The 19,070-nt window shown below is 49.0% G+C and carries 20 protein-coding genes and 3 tRNA genes; 5 read left to right on the forward strand and 18 right to left on the reverse strand.

Going from position 1 to position 19,070, the window contains the following annotated elements; genetic code table 11:
• Nucleotides 1–20 precede the first annotated feature (20 nt).
• The 8 genes from rplI to FYJ45_RS23110 form a co-directional block, all read right to left on the reverse strand.
• Nucleotides 21–464, reverse strand: a complete 444-nt coding sequence (gene rplI, locus FYJ45_RS23075) for a 50S ribosomal protein L9 (protein ID WP_154467406.1) — start codon at nucleotides 462–464, stop codon at nucleotides 21–23.
• Nucleotides 464–2,515: a DHH family phosphoesterase gene (locus FYJ45_RS23080; RefSeq protein WP_154467407.1), complete on the reverse strand. Its 2,052-nt coding sequence runs from the start codon at nucleotides 2,513–2,515 to the stop codon at nucleotides 464–466. The genes rplI and FYJ45_RS23080 overlap by 1 nt, the downstream gene beginning before the upstream one ends.
• Before the next feature lie 355 nt (nucleotides 2,516–2,870).
• Complete coding sequence (rpsR, locus tag FYJ45_RS23085; protein ID WP_025487679.1) at nucleotides 2,871–3,134, reverse strand: 30S ribosomal protein S18; 264 nt, start codon at nucleotides 3,132–3,134, stop codon at nucleotides 2,871–2,873.
• A 109-nt stretch (nucleotides 3,135–3,243) separates the two neighbouring features.
• Nucleotides 3,244–3,699 (reverse strand): single-stranded DNA-binding protein, encoded by a 456-nt coding sequence (locus tag FYJ45_RS23090; protein ID WP_021634320.1) that lies wholly within the window; start codon nucleotides 3,697–3,699, stop codon nucleotides 3,244–3,246.
• A gap of 95 nt (nucleotides 3,700–3,794) precedes the next feature.
• Nucleotides 3,795–4,085 (reverse strand): 30S ribosomal protein S6, encoded by a 291-nt coding sequence (gene rpsF, locus FYJ45_RS23095; RefSeq protein WP_021634321.1) that lies wholly within the window; start codon nucleotides 4,083–4,085, stop codon nucleotides 3,795–3,797.
• A 94-nt stretch (nucleotides 4,086–4,179) separates the two neighbouring features.
• A complete protein-coding gene (locus tag FYJ45_RS23100) occupies nucleotides 4,180–4,362 on the reverse strand; it encodes a DUF951 domain-containing protein (protein WP_021634322.1) in 183 nt (60 codons plus the stop codon).
• Between the two features lie 130 nt (nucleotides 4,363–4,492).
• The gene (locus FYJ45_RS23105) at nucleotides 4,493–5,209 is read right to left on the reverse strand and encodes an NAD-dependent protein deacylase (protein ID WP_154467408.1); all 717 of its coding nucleotides are present in this window, start codon (nucleotides 5,207–5,209) and stop codon (nucleotides 4,493–4,495) included.
• A 134-nt stretch (nucleotides 5,210–5,343) separates the two neighbouring features.
• Nucleotides 5,344–5,778, reverse strand: coding sequence for a bacteriohemerythrin (locus FYJ45_RS23110; RefSeq protein WP_154467409.1), 435 nt, complete (start codon nucleotides 5,776–5,778; stop codon nucleotides 5,344–5,346).
• A 336-nt stretch (nucleotides 5,779–6,114) separates the two neighbouring features.
• On the opposite strand from FYJ45_RS23110, the gene FYJ45_RS23115 reads away from it, so the two are divergent.
• A complete protein-coding gene (locus tag FYJ45_RS23115) occupies nucleotides 6,115–6,762 on the forward strand; it encodes a gamma-glutamyl-gamma-aminobutyrate hydrolase family protein (protein WP_207708447.1) in 648 nt (215 codons plus the stop codon).
• On the opposite strand, the gene FYJ45_RS23120 is transcribed toward FYJ45_RS23115, so the two are convergent.
• Together FYJ45_RS23120 and FYJ45_RS23125 are read right to left on the reverse strand one after the other, a co-directional pair.
• Complete coding sequence (locus FYJ45_RS23120; protein ID WP_154467411.1) at nucleotides 6,749–8,569, reverse strand: DUF5722 domain-containing protein; 1,821 nt, start codon at nucleotides 8,567–8,569, stop codon at nucleotides 6,749–6,751. The two genes, FYJ45_RS23115 and FYJ45_RS23120, sit on opposite strands and share 14 nt — an antisense overlap.
• A 175-nt stretch (nucleotides 8,570–8,744) precedes the next feature.
• Entirely contained in the window at nucleotides 8,745–9,644 is a 900-nt protein-coding gene (locus FYJ45_RS23125; protein WP_154467412.1) for an AraC family transcriptional regulator, read from the reverse strand.
• A gap of 294 nt (nucleotides 9,645–9,938) precedes the next feature.
• Here FYJ45_RS23125 and uxuA point away from each other — a divergent pair, with 294 nt between their 5' ends.
• From uxuA to uxaC, 3 genes are all read left to right on the forward strand, one after another.
• Nucleotides 9,939–11,012, forward strand: a complete 1,074-nt coding sequence (uxuA, locus tag FYJ45_RS23130; protein ID WP_154467413.1) for a mannonate dehydratase — start codon at nucleotides 9,939–9,941, stop codon at nucleotides 11,010–11,012.
• A gap of 95 nt (nucleotides 11,013–11,107) precedes the next feature.
• The gene (locus tag FYJ45_RS23135) at nucleotides 11,108–12,721 is read left to right on the forward strand and encodes a mannitol dehydrogenase family protein (protein WP_154467414.1); all 1,614 of its coding nucleotides are present in this window, start codon (nucleotides 11,108–11,110) and stop codon (nucleotides 12,719–12,721) included.
• Between the two features lie 33 nt (nucleotides 12,722–12,754).
• On the forward strand, nucleotides 12,755–14,233 hold the full coding sequence (uxaC, locus tag FYJ45_RS23140) for a glucuronate isomerase (RefSeq protein ID WP_154467415.1): 1,479 nt from the start codon (nucleotides 12,755–12,757) through the stop codon (nucleotides 14,231–14,233).
• 28 nt (nucleotides 14,234–14,261) lie between these two features.
• Here uxaC and FYJ45_RS23145 read toward each other — a convergent pair whose 3' ends face one another.
• The gene (locus FYJ45_RS23145; protein WP_154467416.1) at nucleotides 14,262–15,419 is read right to left on the reverse strand and encodes a serine hydrolase domain-containing protein; all 1,158 of its coding nucleotides are present in this window, start codon (nucleotides 15,417–15,419) and stop codon (nucleotides 14,262–14,264) included.
• Between the two features lie 178 nt (nucleotides 15,420–15,597).
• On the opposite strand from FYJ45_RS23145, the gene cls reads away from it, so the two are divergent.
• Nucleotides 15,598–17,130 carry a cardiolipin synthase gene (gene cls, locus FYJ45_RS23150; protein ID WP_154467417.1) on the forward strand — a complete coding sequence of 511 codons (1,533 nt, stop codon included), beginning with the start codon at nucleotides 15,598–15,600 and terminating at the stop codon, nucleotides 17,128–17,130.
• A 45-nt stretch (nucleotides 17,131–17,175) separates the two neighbouring features.
• Here the strand turns inward: cls and FYJ45_RS32365 are convergent, their stop codons facing one another.
• The 7 genes from FYJ45_RS32365 to FYJ45_RS23175 form a co-directional block, all read right to left on the reverse strand.
• The gene (locus FYJ45_RS32365; protein WP_330588804.1) at nucleotides 17,176–17,463 is read right to left on the reverse strand and encodes a TIM barrel protein; all 288 of its coding nucleotides are present in this window, start codon (nucleotides 17,461–17,463) and stop codon (nucleotides 17,176–17,178) included.
• 4 nt (nucleotides 17,464–17,467) lie between these two features.
• Entirely contained in the window at nucleotides 17,468–17,689 is a 222-nt protein-coding gene (locus FYJ45_RS32370; RefSeq protein WP_330588805.1) for a hypothetical protein, read from the reverse strand.
• A 100-nt stretch (nucleotides 17,690–17,789) separates the two neighbouring features.
• The gene (locus tag FYJ45_RS23160; protein ID WP_207708448.1) at nucleotides 17,790–18,146 is read right to left on the reverse strand and encodes a DUF1961 family protein; all 357 of its coding nucleotides are present in this window, start codon (nucleotides 18,144–18,146) and stop codon (nucleotides 17,790–17,792) included.
• Nucleotides 18,137–18,253, reverse strand: a complete 117-nt coding sequence (locus FYJ45_RS31085) for a YesU family protein (protein ID WP_235930974.1) — start codon at nucleotides 18,251–18,253, stop codon at nucleotides 18,137–18,139. Before FYJ45_RS31085 ends, FYJ45_RS23160 begins: the two co-directional genes overlap by 10 nt.
• A 306-nt stretch (nucleotides 18,254–18,559) precedes the next feature.
• Nucleotides 18,560–18,631, reverse strand: a tRNA-Cys gene (locus FYJ45_RS23165).
• A 38-nt stretch (nucleotides 18,632–18,669) separates the two neighbouring features.
• Nucleotides 18,670–18,741: transfer RNA gene (locus tag FYJ45_RS23170), tRNA-Glu, on the reverse strand.
• Between the two features lie 87 nt (nucleotides 18,742–18,828).
• Nucleotides 18,829–18,900 (reverse strand) — tRNA-Asn (locus FYJ45_RS23175).
• Nucleotides 18,901–19,070: the final 170 nt, after the last annotated feature.

Raw genomic sequence — 19,070 nt, forward strand, 5'->3', positions numbered from 1 at the left:
ATGCCATTGTCAATTCCTTCTTATTCTTCCACTTTTACCTTCAGTTTCCCGGTCACCTGCTGATGCAGTCTCACAGGCACCTCATAAGTTCCGAAGGCCTTAATTGCATCCGTCAGCTGAATCTTTTTCTTATCGATGTCAACATCGCACTGCTCCTTAAATGCAGTTGCGATTTCCTTGGAAGATACGGATCCGAATACTTTTCCGCCCTCTCCCGCTTTCATCTTAATCACAACGGATTTGCTTTCCAAATCTTTGGCAAATGCCTGTGCCGCCTCCAGAATTTCCTTTGCCTTTCTTTCTTCATTGGCATTCTGGAGCTTCAGATCGTTCAGGTTCTTGGATGTGGCTTCCAGCCCCAGCTTCTTGGGCAGGATAAAGTTTCTGGCATAGCCGTCGTTTACATTCACAATCTCCCCTTTTTTACCAAGGGCTTTTACATCCTCCAATAATATCACTTTCATTATTTCAGTTCACCTTCCTCTATCATTTTATCCAATGTTCCTTTGATTGTACCGATTACGGACGCTGGCTCCGAACCATCTACCTGGCAGCCTGCCACGTTCATATGGCCGCCGCCGCCCATTCTTTCCATAATGACCTGTACATTGACCTCGTCTATGGAACGGGCGCTGATATAAATCCGGCCCTGATACTCCGTCAGTACAAAGCTTGCCTTAATCCCCTTAATATTCAGGAGCTCGTTGGCAGCCTGTGCGCCCACAATCGTGGGGCTCTGAATCCCGTCGCTGCGGCAGATGGAAATCGCATAATCATTTCTGTAAATTTCCGCCTGTCCCACGGCATCCGCCTTGGCCTTATACTCAGCCGCATTTTCACGGAACAGCTTCCGGACACGGGTGACATCCGCGCCGTTGCGTCTTAAGAATGCTGCCGCCTCAAAGGTACGCACGCCGGTCTTCGTCATAAAATTATTGGTATCTATCATGATGCCGGAATACATACAATCGGCTTCCTCGCCTTTGATGCGTACCCCGTCATTGATATACTGCAATATTTCGGAAACCATTTCACAGGTAGAAGAAGCATAGGCCTCCACATAGGAAAGCGTTGCGTTCTCGATGGTTTCCGTTCCCTGCCTGTGATGATCCAGAACCACAATGGACTTACATACCTTCAGCAGCTCAGGACATTCCGTAATACTGGGTTTATTCACATCCACCACCACAAGCACCGTGTTATTTCCCGCCGTTTCCAGCGCCTGCTGGCTCTTGAGGAACATATCCGGTTCATACTCCTGGCTGTTCTGGAACATGTCAATCAGCGGCTGTACGGAGGTGGTGATTTCGTTGATAACGATCTGCGCCTTGCGATCCAGCGTCCTTGCAATCCGGTAAATACCAATAGCCGCGCCGAAGCTGTCCACATCCCCGATCTGATGGCCCATGATAAGGACCCTGTCCTTGCTTGTGATAATTTCCCGCAGCGCATGCGCCTTGACTCGGGCCTTGACTCTGGTGTTCTTCTCCACCTGCTGGCTCTTCCCGCCATAGTAGCTGATTTGCTCCGGCGTCTTGACAACGGCCTGATCGCCGCCTCTGCCCAGCGCCAGGTCAATGGCTGTCCTGGAAAATTCATAGTTCTGGGAATAGCTCAGGCCGTCCAGGCCCACGCCGATACTGATGGTAACCGCCATCTCGTTGCCGATATTTACGGTCTTCACATCCTCCAGAAGTTCGAAACGCTTATCGCTCATCTGAGTGACCGCGCTTTTACGGAGGATAGTCAGATACTTGTCCTTTTCAATCTTTTTGCAGATTCCGTCAAAACCGGAAATGTACTTATTCACCTTTCTGTCAATCAGGGCGATAAGCAACGATCTCCTCACTTCCTCCACGCTTTCCAGCGCTTCGTCATAATTGTCCAGATATATCATCCCCACTGCCAGGGACTGATCATCATTCTCCTTCAGGGCGATTTTCAGCGCCGTTTCATCAAACAGATACATGGCATACAGACAGCCCTGGTACTCCTCCTCGCCGATGATATCACTGTCATCAGCCATTTCCCGGAGTGATATTCTGGTAAACTTGGCAATATACTCGCTCTCCTCATAGGAGATTTCAAATTCTGCCACGCCTTCCTCCGCTGAAGGGAGCCTGTCCCTTGTTACCGAGGAAAAAAAGGAGGTAACCGAACGCCGCTGGGCTTTTTCATTATGTATTGCCCTTGCGAATGCATGATTGTACCAGATTATTTTTCCATCCTCATCCAGCAGTGAATACGGCACGGAAAGCTCTCTTAAAAGCTCCTTCTGTATCTGTCCGTACTGCGTCGCAAAGCTGACCAGCTCATTGATGATAATGGGTCTGTTATACAGCATAAGATACAGGATCATTGCAAAATAAAATACAAGGAAGCAGGTGAGAAGGAACCCCGCCCGCGTATCCAGAAAATAAATTCCAATGTCCACCAATAAAAGCAAAAGGCCGAGATACATGGATATCTGCATATATATCTTCAGCCTTCCTTTTAATTTGACTCTTTTCTTCATTCCTATCCTCATCCGTAGTCTGGAGTGTGTCTGAAAATTGATTCCTGTGGATGTAACTGTCAAGTATCCCTGAAGTTACCAGTAAATACAATATGCAGCTTAAGAAAATGAATCCTCAAACAGGCTCTGAGACAGACCCGGCTGTAAATTCTTCCCGCCGGCGTCAATAAATTTCTTCATGTAAAACCGGGGGCCTGGGCCTCCGACACACATATCTTTGATATTATACCATTTTTTAATGCAGAATGCCATACTTTTCGCTTTGTTGGCCTGCGACGTAAAAGACAATTATTTCCATTTTTTCAACAAAAAACAGCTGCCGGATGAATTTCCGACAGCCGCTTTGCTTTTAATATTAGTCTGCTACGTAAGGCATAAGTGCAAGATGTCTTGCGCGCTTGATAGCAACAGTAAGTGCTCTCTGATGCTTTGCACAGTTTCCGGTGATTCTTCTGGGAAGGATTTTTCCTCTTTCGGAAACGTATCTTTTTAATTTATTTACATCTTTGTAATCAATTGTATTATCTTTACCGCAGAATACGCAAACTTTTTTTCTTCTGCGCATGCCGCCTCTTCTCTTCATTGGAGAATCAGATCTCTCTGCTTTATTATAAGCCATAGTATTGCCTCCTATCTGAATCATATAAATCTGTCCGGCCAGTCCGCCCGCAAGTTCCCTTCCACGGCACCGGTCCTCTGGAAACCGGGGCCGGACAGTCACAATTGCATTAGTTAAACGGCAGTTCCTCGTCGATTCCGTCCGGAATGTTCATGAAACCATCGCCCGGTGCGCTCGGTTCAGGTCTGGATACCTGTGCGGTATAACCGCCGGAATAACCCCCGTCGTTATTCGCCGCAGCATTCTTGCTCTCTGCAAACTCCTGATCTTCCACAACCACGTCGGTAGTGTAAACCTTAACGCCATCCTTATTCGTATAGCTGCCAGTCTGGATACGGCCTGTTACAACGACCTTCGTACCTTTACGGAGATACTTCTCTGCGAATTCCGCGCTTCTGCCGAATGCAACGCATCCGATAAAATCTGCTGAATTCTCATCGTTGTTGCGGTTGAATCTTCTGTCAACCGCCAGTGTATACCTGGCAATTGCCGTTGCGCTCTCTCCCTGGGAATATCTCACTTCAGGATCCCTGGTTAAACGTCCCATAAGAATTACTTTATTCATATTACCTCCTGTACTGCGAATGCATCCTCAGTACAAATCAAGAAAGCACACCGCATTCGAAAGAAAGCATCTGCCTTCTTTACAAAATCCACTGATTATGCTTCTTCGCGCTTAACAACTAAATATCTCATAACGTTGTCCATAATGCGAATACGGCTTTCGATTTCTGCCGGTGCAGAAGTCGGAGCGTCGAACTGAACTACGTAATAGAAGCCTTCTTTCATTTTCTGGATTTCGTAAGCAAGTCTTCTCTTACCCCATTCATCAACGTTTGTAATTGTGCCGCCGAATCTTTCGATCAGAGCCTTGCACTTGTCCACAACTGCAGCTCTTTCGTCGTCTTCGATTTTCGCATTCACAACAAATGTTAATTCATATTTGCTCATGCTAGTTACCTCCTTTTGGTCTCTGGCCCCCTGCCCGGGAGCAAGGAAATTTATATATCACAAGATAATATCATATCATAGAAATCCAGCGATTTCAAGCCTTTTCCCGGATTTCCCGGACATTTTTTTCCACAAGCTTCCTGGGAACCATGATCTGATGGCCGCAGCCCAGACACTTGAGCCTGAAGTCGGCGCCCACCCGCAGGACCTCCCATTCCCTGCTACCGCAGGGGTGCTGTTTTTTCAGTTTTACAATATTCCCTACCTGGATATCCATATTGTCATCCCACCTCTATTCCCGCAGACAGCAGACCGGCCCTCAATGCTCCCATCACCCTCAGGCAGCCCTCCGTCGCCCGATGTCCCTGTATGCATTGTACCGATGCTGTCCTGCGGGGTATTTCACTCTACAGTCGGGAGAAAATCTCCCCGATACTGCCCTGCACCACCAAATCCGCCTGTGCATCCCTGGACGTTGGCGTTTTGTTCACAAGTACCAGCTTATTTCCTTCATAATAGTCAATCAGTCCTGCCGCCGGGTACACCGCAAGGGAGGTTCCTCCTATGATAAGCACATCCGCCCTGCTGATATATTCCACGGCCCGGGTCAGCGTCCTGTTATCAAGTCCTTCCTCATAAAGCACCACATCCGGCTTAATCGTGCCGCCGCAGCTGCACTTCGGAACGCCTTCCGTATGCAGCATATATTCCGCATCATAAAATCTATGACAGCGCTCACAGTAATTCCTGTGCACGCTTCCGTGCAGCTCCAGCACATTTCTGCTTCCTGCCAGCTGATGCAGGCCGTCTATGTTCTGGGTGATAACCGCCTTCAGCTTTCCCTTTGCTTCCCATTCGGCCAGCTTTCTGTGTGCGGCATTGGGCTTTGCGTCAAGGCACAGCATCTTATCTCTGTAAAAACGGAAAAACTCTTCCGGCATCCTCCGGTAAAAGGTATGGCTGAGAATTGTTTCCGGAGGATAATCATAATTCTGGTTATACAGCCCGTCCACACTTCTGAAATCCGGTATTCCGCTTTCTGTTGAGACTCCCGCCCCTCCGAAAAAAACGATATTATCCGTCTCGTCAATAATTTTTTTCAGTTTTTCCCAAGCTTCTTCCATTCCCTCTTCCTTTCCGCATTCCGTCCGGAATGCCCTGCTGTCTCCCGCATGTACAGCCGGCCGCCGCCATAACGGACCATCCTCTCCCGCACACCCTTCTGCGCCGCAACAGAACGGCAGCGCCGTCCTGCTGCCTACGGTGCTGCCGTCTGATGCGTCTTCGCAAATTCCACGTACTTCATGTCTTCCTGGGTGATATGCACCTTCCACCATTCCTGCAGGTACTCAAATACCTCTCCCAGCATCTCGTCCTGCGTATCCAGGGAAAGCTGCGGCACACGTTCTGTAAATTCCTGTATTTTCCTGCTGAAGTCCTCATGGTGCCTGATATGTTCCTCCAGCCTGTCATAGCCAATCTCCCGCATGTACTCTTCCTCGTAGGCAAAATGCTCTGCGGTATGGAAACTCAGGTCTTCCAGAATCCTGTTGATATCGGCACATTTAAACAGCATGTTCTCGTCCGTGAAAAGCTGGTAAGCTCTCTGCGTATGGTCCAGCATTCTCGCATGCTGCTGATCAATTGTTTCGTTTCCTGTACGGTATTCATCGCTGACTTCATAATGCTTCATTCTCCGGTAACCCCACTTCCTTTTTCATTTTCCGTTCTGAATCCTGCCGCAGCGCCGCGCGTCTTCCCCCTCTGAAGGACTGCGGCACTTACGAATGTGAGATTAGTATAGCACAACTTTTTTTCTTTGAATACCGTATTATATCAAACGAAAAAAGTTAATTTTTTATCAAAGTCGCGGGGAGGGGCCGTTCCGCCTTACATGTTCCGAAGCGGGCGGCTGCAGAGGGAAGTCGTATTTTCCTTTTGGTCCAAAGTGCATATAATGGATTACGGGCTATTTTGTCTGAATAACAGGGTGCCGGCAGATGGTATGGCGGCGCCGGAAGAAGGGTTTATGAAAAAAATTGTGATTGCCGGGAATTCCGGCAGTACGGAGAATTATGCGGAGGCGCTCACAAGGCTTGGCGCTTCGTGCACTGTTACGACAGACTGCCGGTTTGCCGGGGATTTTGACGCATTGCTTCTTCCCGGGGGCGGCGATATCGATCCTGTTCTGTTTGGAGAGAGCGACCATGGATCCCGGAAAATTGAACCTAGGCTTGACAGGAAGCAGCTTGCCATGCTGGATGCTTTTGTTCGCCTTTCCAGGCCGGTCCTGGGGATTTGTAAGGGCATGCAGATTATCAATGTTTATTTTGGCGGCGGCGTAATACAGGATCTGCCCACTAATTATGCACATCAGTATGACGGCAGGGATCAGGTCCATCCCAGCCATGCGGTTCCCGGATCCATATTTCATCAGCTGTACGGCGCAGATTTTAATGTGAACAGCGCGCATCATCAGGGCATTGGTTCCCCGGGGCGGGGCCTGTCTGTGGTTCAATATGCGCCTGATGGCGTGGCCGAAGGCATTGTGCATGAAAATCTGCCTGTTATCGGTGTGCAATGGCATCCTGAACGTATGTGTTTTGCCCGCAGGCGTGAAGACACTCCTGACGGAAGTCTTCTCCTGTCACATTTTCTTTCGCTTACCGTTTCGTGATTACCTGGTCCCAGCTCTGGATTCCAAGATAATTTCTTGCAAATTCCGTGTAAGCATCCGCCTCCCCGGTATCAATATATTTAAAAGTATCATATATGTATTTCCTGCGCCCGTTCTGGTAGGAAAGTCCCAGGGCAAGCCCCTGGGCCACCTCCTCGGCCGCATCTGTTTCTCTGGATAAAATCATGGCATCAATATACTGATTGTTTTCCGCAATATAGTAGGCATAGGCAAAGGCCGCCGCCTGCACATCCTCCCCGTAGGTGGAGGTGAAGCCCATTTCACTCAGCAGGACCGGGCGTACCTCTCCGTCAGGCATCAGGAACTCCTGCTTCTGCAGATAGCTGGTAATGACGTCAATATTGTAAATGGTTACCATGGAGGTGTCCTCGGTTTCCAGCACCAGTTCCCCTGCCTCTCCCGACAGATCCCAGAATTTCGGCCAGGTCATGGGGACGGAATAAGGATGGTGGGCAAGCCCCCAGTCGAAGTTTCCCTCCGCCTTCACGCATTCATTAAAAACATCCAGCAGATCCTTGGAATCATAGCTGCTGTTGGAGCTGAGATTCCTGTTCCATTGCTGATCCAGGGAAATATAAATTTTGGCGTTGGCATTATGGCTTTTAATTCCATTATAAAACAGTCTTACCGCCTGCGCGTACTCCCTGGCATAAGGCACAATGTCAATATACTTCATATAATTCCAGGTAGAGCGCACATTCACTTCATTTCCGATAATCCAGTTCATCACTATGCCATGGGTGTTGTCCCGGTATCTTTCCGCCAGGAACGCCGCTATTGCCTCCAGATAGTCCGTCCCCTCTTTTTCCGCCGCATTAAATGCATAATAGTAAGCGCTGCCGCCCCGGGAAAGCGGATGGATCAGCTGCGGGTAGGCATCCGACTTATTGTTCAGGAGAATTGCCGTAATGATAATACCTTTTTCCGTCAGGGTACGGAATACATAATCATACTCCGACACCACATGGCCATTCAATGTGTAATCCTTTCCGTTATAGGTATATGTAATCGTCGGATAATCACTGTGCGTACTGGGACCCAGCAGCCTGGAAATAGGGATATTATAGGCCGCATGCTTCACCCCCAGATCATCCAGCTCCGAAGTGCCCAGCTTCTGCGGATCCACAAGCAGTCCCTTGATGGATTCAGCTTCCGGAAACGGCTCCGAATAATCGGCCAGGGCCTCCGGATTCGTAATATAGCGGGGACTGCTCACAATTTCATATTTCCCGTCCTTCTTCACCGCCACAACAAACTTGGAATACAGCCGGGATTTTTCCGTGTTTTCATATAATTTGGCCGACAGCTGAAAGTTTTCCTTCATTCCTGACCAGGCGATATATTTTTTATTTTCCCCTATGGCATCCTCATAGGTTTCCAGTTCAAACAGATAAAAATTGTGATCATCGCTTTCCGGCAGCTCCTTCACCACGCCGCTCACCGTAAACTGCCCGCCGCCTGAAAGGATTTCACAGGCCTGGATTTGCACCGGGAAATCCCTGGGCTCCTCCTGATTATCTGAAAAGACATCTCCCTCTGCTGCTTCCATGCCTTCAGCGTTTTCCGCCGTCCTTCTCTCTGCCTCCGGGATGACAGAAACCTGCATCCTGCTTTTGCCTTTAAATAGGAATACCCCGGCAATTCCCAGCACGGAAAAAATGAGAAACAGTGCTGCCGCATACATAAAACCTGCCCTGTTCCCCATTTTTTTCTTCCGCTTATTCCGCCCGTCCGTCTGCGCCCGGGGCTCGCCGTCCTTATTCTGATCCTGATTCATCTTTGCCATAATTCCTGTTCCTATATATCTCTACGCCAATTTGCCGTCTTTTTAACTTACCCGTTACTATCCAGTAAACCGGATAATTACGTTTACTTTCTATTGTAACATAAGCTTTGTCCATGTAACAGTATGAATCCTGTCAATTTTTTATGACAAAAAATATCAAATGTGCCTAAAATGCTTATCCCTGCCTGTCTCCCTGCTCCAGATAAGCCCGGTAGCTGGTGGGCGACATCCCATATTCTTTTCTGAAATTCCTCAGGAAAGAGGAATAATCCATAAAACCGCACACTCCCCACACCTCTCCTACGGGCACTCCCTTCTTCAGCTCCTCACAGGCCCGGATCAACCGCTTGTTATTCAGATAGCTGTGTACCGTCAGTCCCGTCAGCTCCTTAAACCGCCGCAGAAAATAGTATTTGCTCATATGCACATATTCCGCCAGCTCCTCCAGAAGGATTGCCTCGGACATATGCGCTTCAATATACTCATTCACCTTCTGCACCAGCTCATGATGCACTGATTCCTCCTTTGCAAAATAAAAGGAATCCCCCGCACACAGCGCATTCAGATACAGAAAAAACAGCATCAGCTGCGCTTTGTCAAAAATACGCTTTCCCTCCGCCCCATTCAGATCCGGCACTTCCGTCATAACCGCCTTCACCAGCAGGTTCCGCAGGATTTCTTCATAATGCAGCGGAAAATGGTAGGCACAGTCCCCGCCCTCCGGAAAACATCCCTCCAAATCCATCTCCCCGTCCCCAAGGCGTTCCAACATCCCCTTGCTTATCCACAACACAATCCGGCGTGACCGCTCATGCTTCCCCTCCACATAATGATAATTATGCATCACATTCCTTGGAATCAGCAGAAAGTCCCCTTTTTTCAAATGATACGTCCTGTTATCCACAAGGCTGGAAAACTCCCCCTCCATCACATAGATCACCTCATAAAAGTCGTGATGGTGAATCCGCGTCGCTCCGGTAGGCGCTCCCCGCTTTTCATATATCTCATAGTCCTCCCCAATCATATACTGCCGCTCATCTTCCCCGCTCATGTACCGTGTCCGTATCGTCCCCATATACAGTCTCCTTCAATCAAATACCCCGCTGCAAGCAACGGGGTATCAAACTTGCAACGCTGCAGAGCAGCGGGGTATTTGACCCTCGCGGCAGTCGCCAAATATCCATGCAAGCATGGCTACTTGGCTCGTTGCTCGCGGGAATAAATCCATATATAACCAAATATTAAAGCAATTTATGCATGAATTCAAGCAATAAATAAAGTTTTCAAGCATTTTTATATAACCTATAATAGCCTTATTATAAACGTTCATATACAACGAAAACTCCTGATGAAAGAGAGGACTCCCACTATGCAGATGACTTTAAGATGGTACGGCAGCAAATTCGACACCGTAACCCTGAAACAGATCCGCCAGATTCCCGGTGTAACCGGCGTTATATCCACCCTTTATGATTCCGCCCCCGGAGAAGTCTGGTCCCTGGAAGACATACTTTCTTTAAAAAAAGAAATTGAGGACGCAGGCCTGCAGCTTGCCGGCATCGAAAGCGTCAATATCCACGACGCCATCAAAACCGGCGCGCCGGAACGGGACATGTATATCGATAACTACATTACCACGCTGGAAAATCTGGGTAAGGCGGATATCCATATGGTATGCTACAATTTCATGCCTGTTTTTGACTGGACAAGAACCGAACTTGCCAGAGTGCGCCCGGATGGTTCCACCGTTCTTGCATATACCCAGGAAGCAGTGGACAAACTGAATCCAGAGGATATGTTTGCCTCCATCAGCACAGACACCAACGGCAGCATCATGCCCGGCTGGGAACCGGAGCGTATGGAAAAAATCAAAGACCTCTTCGCCATGTATGAAAACATTGACGATGAAAAGCTCTTTGCCAATCTGAAATATTTCCTGGAACGCATCATGCCCACCTGTGATAAATACGACATCAACATGGCCATTCATCCTGATGACCCCGCCTGGAGCGTATTCGGCCTCCCCCGAATCATCATTAATAAGGAAAACATCCTCCGCATGATGAAAATGGTAGATAACCCGCACAACGGTGTTACCTTCTGCTCCGGATCCTACGGCACCAACCTGAACAATGACCTGCCCGATATGATCCGTTCCCTGAAAGGCAGAATCCATTTTGCCCACGTACGCAACCTGAAATTCAACAGTCCCACCGATTTTGAAGAATCCGCCCATCTTTCCTCCGACGGCACCTTCGATATGTATGAAATCATGCTGGCCCTTTACGATATCGGCTTTGAAGGCCCCCTCCGCCCCGACCACGGCCGCATGATCTGGGATGAGATCGCCATGCCCGGCTACGGACTGTATGACAGGGCCCTTGGCGCAACGTACCTCAACGGCCTGTGGGAAGCTATCGTAAAATCCCACAGCCGGAAATAAGAAATAAAAAAAACTGTAACAGTCCAGATAAATGAACTGTTACGGACACCGACCAACCGCTTTCTTATCAAGAAAGGCCAAGAAAGGAAACAATCATGGAATTAACACAAAAAGGACTCCTTCAAAAGGAAAGCTGGCAGGCTGCCGGCTACGATCTTCCGCAGTTTGATATTCCCGCTGTTACACAGCGCACCCTGGAAGCCCCTGAATGGGTTCACTTCGGCGCGGGCAATATTTTCCGTGCCTTCCAGGCAAACGTTGCCCAGCGCCTCCTGAATCAGGGCATTATGAGCACCGGCCTGATCGCCGCAGAAGGCTATGACTATGAAATCATTGAAAAAATGTACCGTCCCCACGACAATCTTGGTATCCTCGTCACCCTGAAGGCCGACGGAACCATGGAAAAAACGGTAGTGGGCAGTATTGTGGAATCCCTGACCCTGGACAGCACCAACGCCCGGGAATACGGACGCCTGAAGGAAATTTTCCGCGCCTCCTCCCTGAAACTGGCCAGCTTCACCATTACAGAAAAGGGCTACAGCCTGGTATACGGCAAAGGCGAACAGCTGCCTGATATTGCATCCGATTTTAAGGAAGGACCGGCCGCACCCAAAAGCTACCTGGGAAAGGTGGTTTCCCTCGTATACGAACGCTTCTGCAGCAACGCTCTTCCCATCGCCCTCGTAAGCATGGACAACTGCTCCCACAACGGTGACAAGCTCTATGCCGCAGTCAGCGCCTTTGCGGAAAAATGGGCAGAAAACGGCCTTGTATCCAGAGATTTTGTCAGCTATATCAATGATAAGGACAGCGTCTCCTTCCCCTGGACCATGATCGATAAGATCACTCCCCGCCCCGATCCTGCGGTTAAGGCCATGCTGGAAAAAGACAGCATCGCTGACCTGGATCCCGTCATCACCACAAAAAACACCTACGTTGCTCCCTTTGTCAACGCAGAGGAATGCCAGTATCTCATCATTGAAGACGCCTTCCCCAACGGAAAGCTACCTCTGGATCAGTGCGGCATCATCTATACCACCAGGGAAACCGTGGATAAGGTGGAAAAAATGAAGGTATGTACCTGCTTAAATCCTCTCCACACCTCCCTCGCCATTTACGGCTGCCTGCTGGGCTACACCCTGATTGCGGAAGAAATGAAAAACCCTCTTCTGAAAAAAATGGTGGAGGTTATCGGCTACCAGGAGGGACTTCCCGTGGTGGTTAATCCCGGCATCCTCGATCCGAAGCAGTTCATTGACGAGGTGGTAAATAAACGTATTCCCAATCCCTTCATGCCGGATACACCGCAGAGAATCGCTACGGACACCTCCCAGAAGCTGCCCATCCGCTTCGGCGAAACCATCAAGGCTTATCTGCAGAATCCTGACTTAAAGGTGGAAAGCCTGAAAATCATCCCTCTTGTATTTGCAGGCTGGCTCCGCTATCTGATGGCTGTGGATGATCAGGGCAATGTTTTTGCTCCAAGCGCCGATCCGCTGCTTGATACCGTCCGCCCTTTTGTAGCAGAGTTCCGTCTTGGCGGGCTTCCTCAGGATCTGTCTTCCCTGGATTCCCTGCTCTCCGATTCCAAAATCTGGGGCGTGGATCTGTTTGAAGCAGGGCTGGCCGATCTTGTTAAGGATTATTTCAGACAGCTGTGCGCCGGTACAGGCGCCGTAGAACGCACCCTGGAAAAGGCTCTAGGCTGATTTTCCGTAAGGAACCGGAAAAGGAGAAAATACATGAAAGAATTCATGAATGAAGATTTCCTGCTGACAACGGAAACGGCACGCCGTCTCTATCACGACTATGCGGAAACGATGCCGATATTTGACTTCCATAACCACCTCAGCGCACAGGAAATATATGAGGATATTAATTTTTCCAACATTACACAGGCATGGCTCTACGGCGACCATTATAAATGGCGCGCCATGCGTACCTATGGATTCCCGGAAGAGCTGGTAACAGGCCCCAAAGGAGACTCCCGCACACCGGAAACCCCAGGTGCAAACCAATCCGGCTGCAACCACGCAGATGCCGGAAGCATGGATTACCGCCGCTTTAGCGCCTGGGCGGAAACCATTGAAAATTCCATCGGCAATCCTCTCTATCACTGGACACACCTGGAGCTGCAGCGTTATTTCGGCATTACCGAACCGCTTTCCTCTAAAACCTGTGATAAGCTTTGGGAGGCCTGCAGCGAAAAGCTCTCCCGGCCGGAATTTTCCGTTCGTAATCTTCTGAAAATGCAGAATGTCAAAGCGCTCTGCACCACCAATGACCCCTGCGAGGATCTGGAATATCACCGTAAGCTGCGTGAAGAAGGCTCTTCTGTCCGGGTTCTGCCCACCTTCCGCCCCGACAAAGCCTATCTTATCGGGAAAGAAGATTATCCGGCTTACCTAGCCGCACTGGGAAAAGCCTGGGGATATCCCATCAACAGCCTGTCCGATTTAAAGGAGGCCCTCGTTTCCCGCCTGGATTATTTTATCCGGGAAGGCGGCTGCCTGCTTTCCGACCACAGCCTGGAGGGCGCGCTCTTCGCCCCTTCCACTGATGAGGAAGCACAGGAAATTTTTGTAAGGCGGATGGCGGGTGCGGCGCTCACCGCAGATGACCGCCGCCGTTTCCAGGGAAATATCCTCACCTTCCTGGGAAAACAGTATGCCGCCAGAAATATGGCCATGCAGCTTCACATCGGCGCCCTGCGCAGCAATTCCAGCCGGATGCTCCAGAATCTCGGGCCGGATACGGGCTTTGACAGCGTGGATGACTTCTGCTATGCGGGCGAACTTTCCGCCCTGCTTGATTCCATGGACCGCACCGACGAGCTACCCAAGACCATCCTCTACTGCCTGAACCAGAGAGATTATGAAATGCTTGCCTCCATGTGCGGTAATTTCCAGTCCGCTCCCCACCGTGGAAAAATACAGTTCGGCACTGCCTGGTGGTTCTGTGACAATAAAAGAGGCATGGAGGCCCAGCTCGACGTTCTGGCCAACCTGAGCCTGCTGCCAGTGTCAATCGGTATGCTCACCGATTCCCGCAGCTTCCTTTCCTTCCCCCGGCATGAATATTACCGGCGGATCCTCTGCAATAAAATTGGCAGCTGGGTGGAAGACGGCGAATATCCCTGCCATATGGAATTTCTGGGAAAAATGGTGCAGAATATCTGTTATCACAATGCCCTTAAATATTTAACAGGAGCGGATGCCTAGGCACCCGCTCCCTTTCTTATTCCATTTTCTACAAGACTCCATATACTATATTTCTGATTCTCGGATGAATATACGCCTCCCTGTTTGGAAAAAGATTATGCATATACACCAGAGACAGCTTTTCCGCCGGATCAATCGATACATAGGTTCCCAGCATGCCTGTCCAGCCGAATTCCCCCACAGAGCTGTTCACGCCTGCTGAAGGATCCATAAGCGTTCTCACACCGCAGCCATAGCCGTAGCCTTCCAAATAGGGATTCCTGAATTCCTTCAGCTGCTGTTCATTCAGCTGATTGCAGCGCATCAGATCTATGGTTTTCCTGCCCATGATTTTTCTGCCCTGATATTCGCCCCCACAGGCCAGCATCTGAGTGAGTGCAAGGTAATCCCTCACTGTGGAAAACAGCCCTGCGCCGCCGCCTTCATACTTCGCTTCAGGCTCAAACAACTCATCCCTCTGAAAATAAGGGCTGGCCTCCCTGCTGCCGTCCTCCTTCAGCAGATACGTTGTCACCATACGTTCCCTGATATCTCCAAAATAATGATACCCCGTATTCTTCATATCCAGAGGCTCAAACAGTTCCTCCTTCAGGAACTGTCCCACACCCTTTCCTGATACCACCTCAATCAGCCCGGCCACCAGCTCATGCCCGAAGCCGTACAGCCAGTGCGTGCCCGGATCAAAGGCAACCGGAACCTCTGCCATGGCATTGATTTCCTGCTGCAACGTATATTCTCCCACGTTTGCCCTCAGCTGCGCCCGCACCTTTTCCGCGGCCTGATGCGTATAGTCGGTCCCGCCATAACCGATACCCATGGCCATGGAAAAACAGTCCCTGATCAGAATCGGCCGTTTTGCCGGACGCACCCGGTAACTCCCGTCCTCCTCAGGCTGTGCCACCATCGTATCCTTCCATTCCGGAAAATACTCATAAATCGGATCATTAAGAAGGAATTTTCCCCTCTCCAACAGCATCATGGCTCCCGTACAGACAGCCACCTTTGTCGTGGAATACTGCCGGTATACACTGTCCGCGGTAATTGGCTCCCCGCTTTCCAGATCCTTTACTCCATGATACTCCTCAAAAAGAATTTCACCGTTTCTTGCCACCGCGCAGCCGCAGCCTGCAGGCCCCTGTTCCAGGATCTCCTCCAGCAGCCTGCTCAGTTCTTTAAAATCCGCCATAATACCCCTCCTGTTAAATTTTTATTACAAGCATTATTTTACCACAGGAATCCGGGAAAGTGTATGTGAAAAGAAATTCAGGACGAATGGACTTCCCGGGCCTGAAAGAGTATAATCTCCTATAATAAGTCTTACCTGCCTGCATTTTTACTTCAGAGAAATATAAAGGGGGATGTATATGAGAAATATTCTTAAGGTTATTTTCGGACGTGTTTTATTTACCGTACTCTGTCTGCTCATACAGCTGGTATGGCTCATCGGGCTTGTATGGAAGCTGAACCAGTACTATGTATGGTTTTCCGCGGTGTTTGATATCATCGCGCTGATCGTAGTGCTTCGCATAAATGCAAAAAGCGATTTCTCCGCCGCCAGGCTTGTATGGACCATCGTTATACTGGCGCTCCCTGTTTTCGGAATCTGCCTGTATCTGATGTTCGGCAGGACCGGCCTCACCAAACGTACCCGCGCCATATATGAAAAGGTGCAGAAACGCTTTGCCTGTGAGCTTTCACAGGATGAGAACGTGCTGGGCGCCCTGAAGGAGAATAATATCTATATCCACAATCAGGAATACTATATCCAGTCCTCCAGCGGCTACCCCGTTTACCAAAATACCGATGTCTCTTACTATCCTCTGGCGGAAACCGCCCTGGAAGCCCTTCTGGAGGATTTGGGAAACGCCCGGGAATTTATTTTTATGGAATATTTTGCCGTGGAGGATACCCAGGCCTTTCACCGCATTGAAGAAGTACTCCTTCGGAAGATTTCGGAAGGCGTTGAAGTACGCTTTATCTATGACGATTTCGGAAGCATCGGCTACGTGAAGCCTGAATTCATGCGCCGCCTGAACCGGCAGGGAATCCAGTGCCGTATTTTCAACCCGCTGGTGCCCTTCCTCTATATTTTCATGAACCACCGGGACCACCGGAAGATTACGGTAATCGACAACCGGATCAGCTATTCCGGAGGCTTTAACCTGGCCGATGAATATTTTAACATCACCCATCCCTACGGACACTGGAAGGACACCGGAATCCGCCTGGAAGGCGACGCCGTAAGAAGCCATACCATAATGTTTTTGGAAATGTGGAATTTTATCCGCGACACGGATACCGCCTGGGATAAATATCTTACCTCCTGCGCCCCCTTCCAAAATCGGCAGGGAGGCTACGTACAGCCCTACTCCGACACGCCCCTGGACAATGTCACCCTGGGTGAAAATGTATATATGAACATCCTCAAAAATGCCGCCGATTATGTATACATCTCCACCCCCTACCTGATTATCGACAATGAAATGCAGAAGGAGCTGTGCATGGCGGCTGAAAGAGGCATCGATGTGCGTATCATCACTCCCGGCATCCCTGATAAAAAACTGGTATTCCTTCTCACCCAGTCCTATTACACCGCACTCATCCGCTCCGGTGTCCGCATCTATCAATATACGCCCGGCTTCATCCATGCCAAAGGCTATGTTTCAGATGACCAGACCGCTGTGGTGGGTACAATTAACATGGATTACCGCTCCCTTTACCTGCATTTTGAATGCGGCGTATATCTCTACGGCTGCGATGCCGTAATGGATATCAAAAAGGATTTCTGCGATATCTTTCCGTTATGCACGGAAATCGGCATTGATTACTGCCAAAAGCGCTCCGTATTCGTCCGCTGCTTCCAGTGCATCCTCCGCCTGTTCGCACCTCTGCTGTGAAATATATCATATTTATCTTTTTGTAACTAAAATCGGGAAAGCCGCCTATTCCCCGCAGGCGGCCTCCCCGATTTTTTCTTTTATCATTCTTATTTCCGCTTTATGGCCCTCATCGTCCAAAGGCGTTTCCGTATAAAAAGGAAGCTCCCTTACCGCCGGATGCTTCATAAAACTGATGAGCGCATCCAGTCCTATCATACCCGCTCCAATCGGGGAATGCCGATCCTTATGAGAACCAAACGGCATACTGCTGTCATTAAAATGAACCGCACGCAGCAGTTCAAGCCCCAGCACCCTGTCAAATTCCCCCAGCACCCCTTCCAAATCATTCACAATATCATATCCCGCCGAAAAGACGTGACAGGTATCCAGGCAGATCCCTACCCGTTCGGGAGATGCTCTGGAATTTATCTATTTCCGCCGGCTCCGGAACCCTGAAATTGGATCCCCTGGGATTTCGGCTGAATATCTGCATGGTATTCGCTTCCATTTCCACTACGTTTTCCGCCGTTTTTGCCAGTCCTCCGGCAATCGACATATGCGTTCCTATTATCAGCATGGTTTCCCTCCTTATCCGTTATATAGCCGCTGGGTTTTTATTTTGTTTTATCATATCTCTTAACCATCTCCCGCTGCAACCGACAGAAGCTGTTCAATAATTATAAAATTACTGCCGCCCCTTGTGCAACAAGATAAAATCCGCAGCTTTTACGAAGATTACATGTATGAAATACCCTCTCCTCCGGCTCTTTTCTGCGAAAATAGGAGACATGGAACGCATTGATATCACCGCTGTGATACTGCGGATACTCCCCTGTTCTTTCAGCAAGAGACGGATCGAACAAATCCCGGTTTCCTTTTCCCGCTGCTGCAAAAAACAAAATACAAAGGCCAACATCACTTAACGGCCTGAATTCCCATTCCACCCGGATATCCTTTGGGAATTCCTTCGGACACCAAAGCACAAAATTTGCCATCTGTCCCAAACCTGCCTCCAGCACATTTTTCATACGCATACACCCATTCCCAAAGGTAATATCCTCTTACCTTCCAGGACGAAGTCCTCAATATCCTCCTTTTTTGCGAATAGATTCTCATAAATTAAATATTCAGTTTCTGCCATATCGTTTCTCCTTCTTTTCCCACACCATCTTTTCCTATGCAACCTTTTCTACTACCTGATGCTATTAATCAAATTTTCTTACAATATTTAACTCATCAAAGTGTCTTTACTCAATTTAATTATAAATACCGTCAGTCTTTCTGTATATGTTGAAAGTATTGCATATCCTTGAATTTTTTGACGTTTACTCCTTGAAATAAAAAAGTCAGCAGCATGAAACTGCCAACTCTATATTTATCTGTTCCTGGCAAAGTTGATTCTTAAATCACAACAAAAAAAGAACCAGATTTCTCTGATTCTTTGAAGAGGCGTAGACCGGATTTGAACCGGTGGATACTGGTGTTGCAGACCATTGCCTTACCACTTGGCTACTACGCCTTACTTAATTTTATTATATGCTGAACAACTTCAAAAAATGACTCCGACGGGAATCGAACCCGTGTTACCGCCGTGAAAGGGCGATGTCTTAACCGCTTGACCACGGAGCCTCTTTTCCTTTTTGGATTCCCTTACCAGGTCTCCTCTGTGGAGATTCCTCTCCTTCTTTCGCTCCTCCGGACTAGCCTTCACAGCACCTCCCCGAGTAGGGCTCGAACCTACAACAACTCGGTTAACAGCCGAGTGCTCTACCATTGAGCTATCGAGGACTATCTCTTTCCTCTACATCTCTCTATAACCAGATGTATGAACCCATACCCTCAAAACCGAACATTGAATCTAATCTCTTTTCTCTCCAAAACCTGCTTCTTTCAGGATAAGCCCTCGACCGATTAGTACTGGTCAGCTGCATACATTGCTGCACTTCCACTTCCAGCCT

This window comes from Eisenbergiella porci, from assembly GCF_009696275.1.
Lineage (GTDB): Bacteria > Bacillota > Clostridia > Lachnospirales > Lachnospiraceae > Eisenbergiella > Eisenbergiella porci.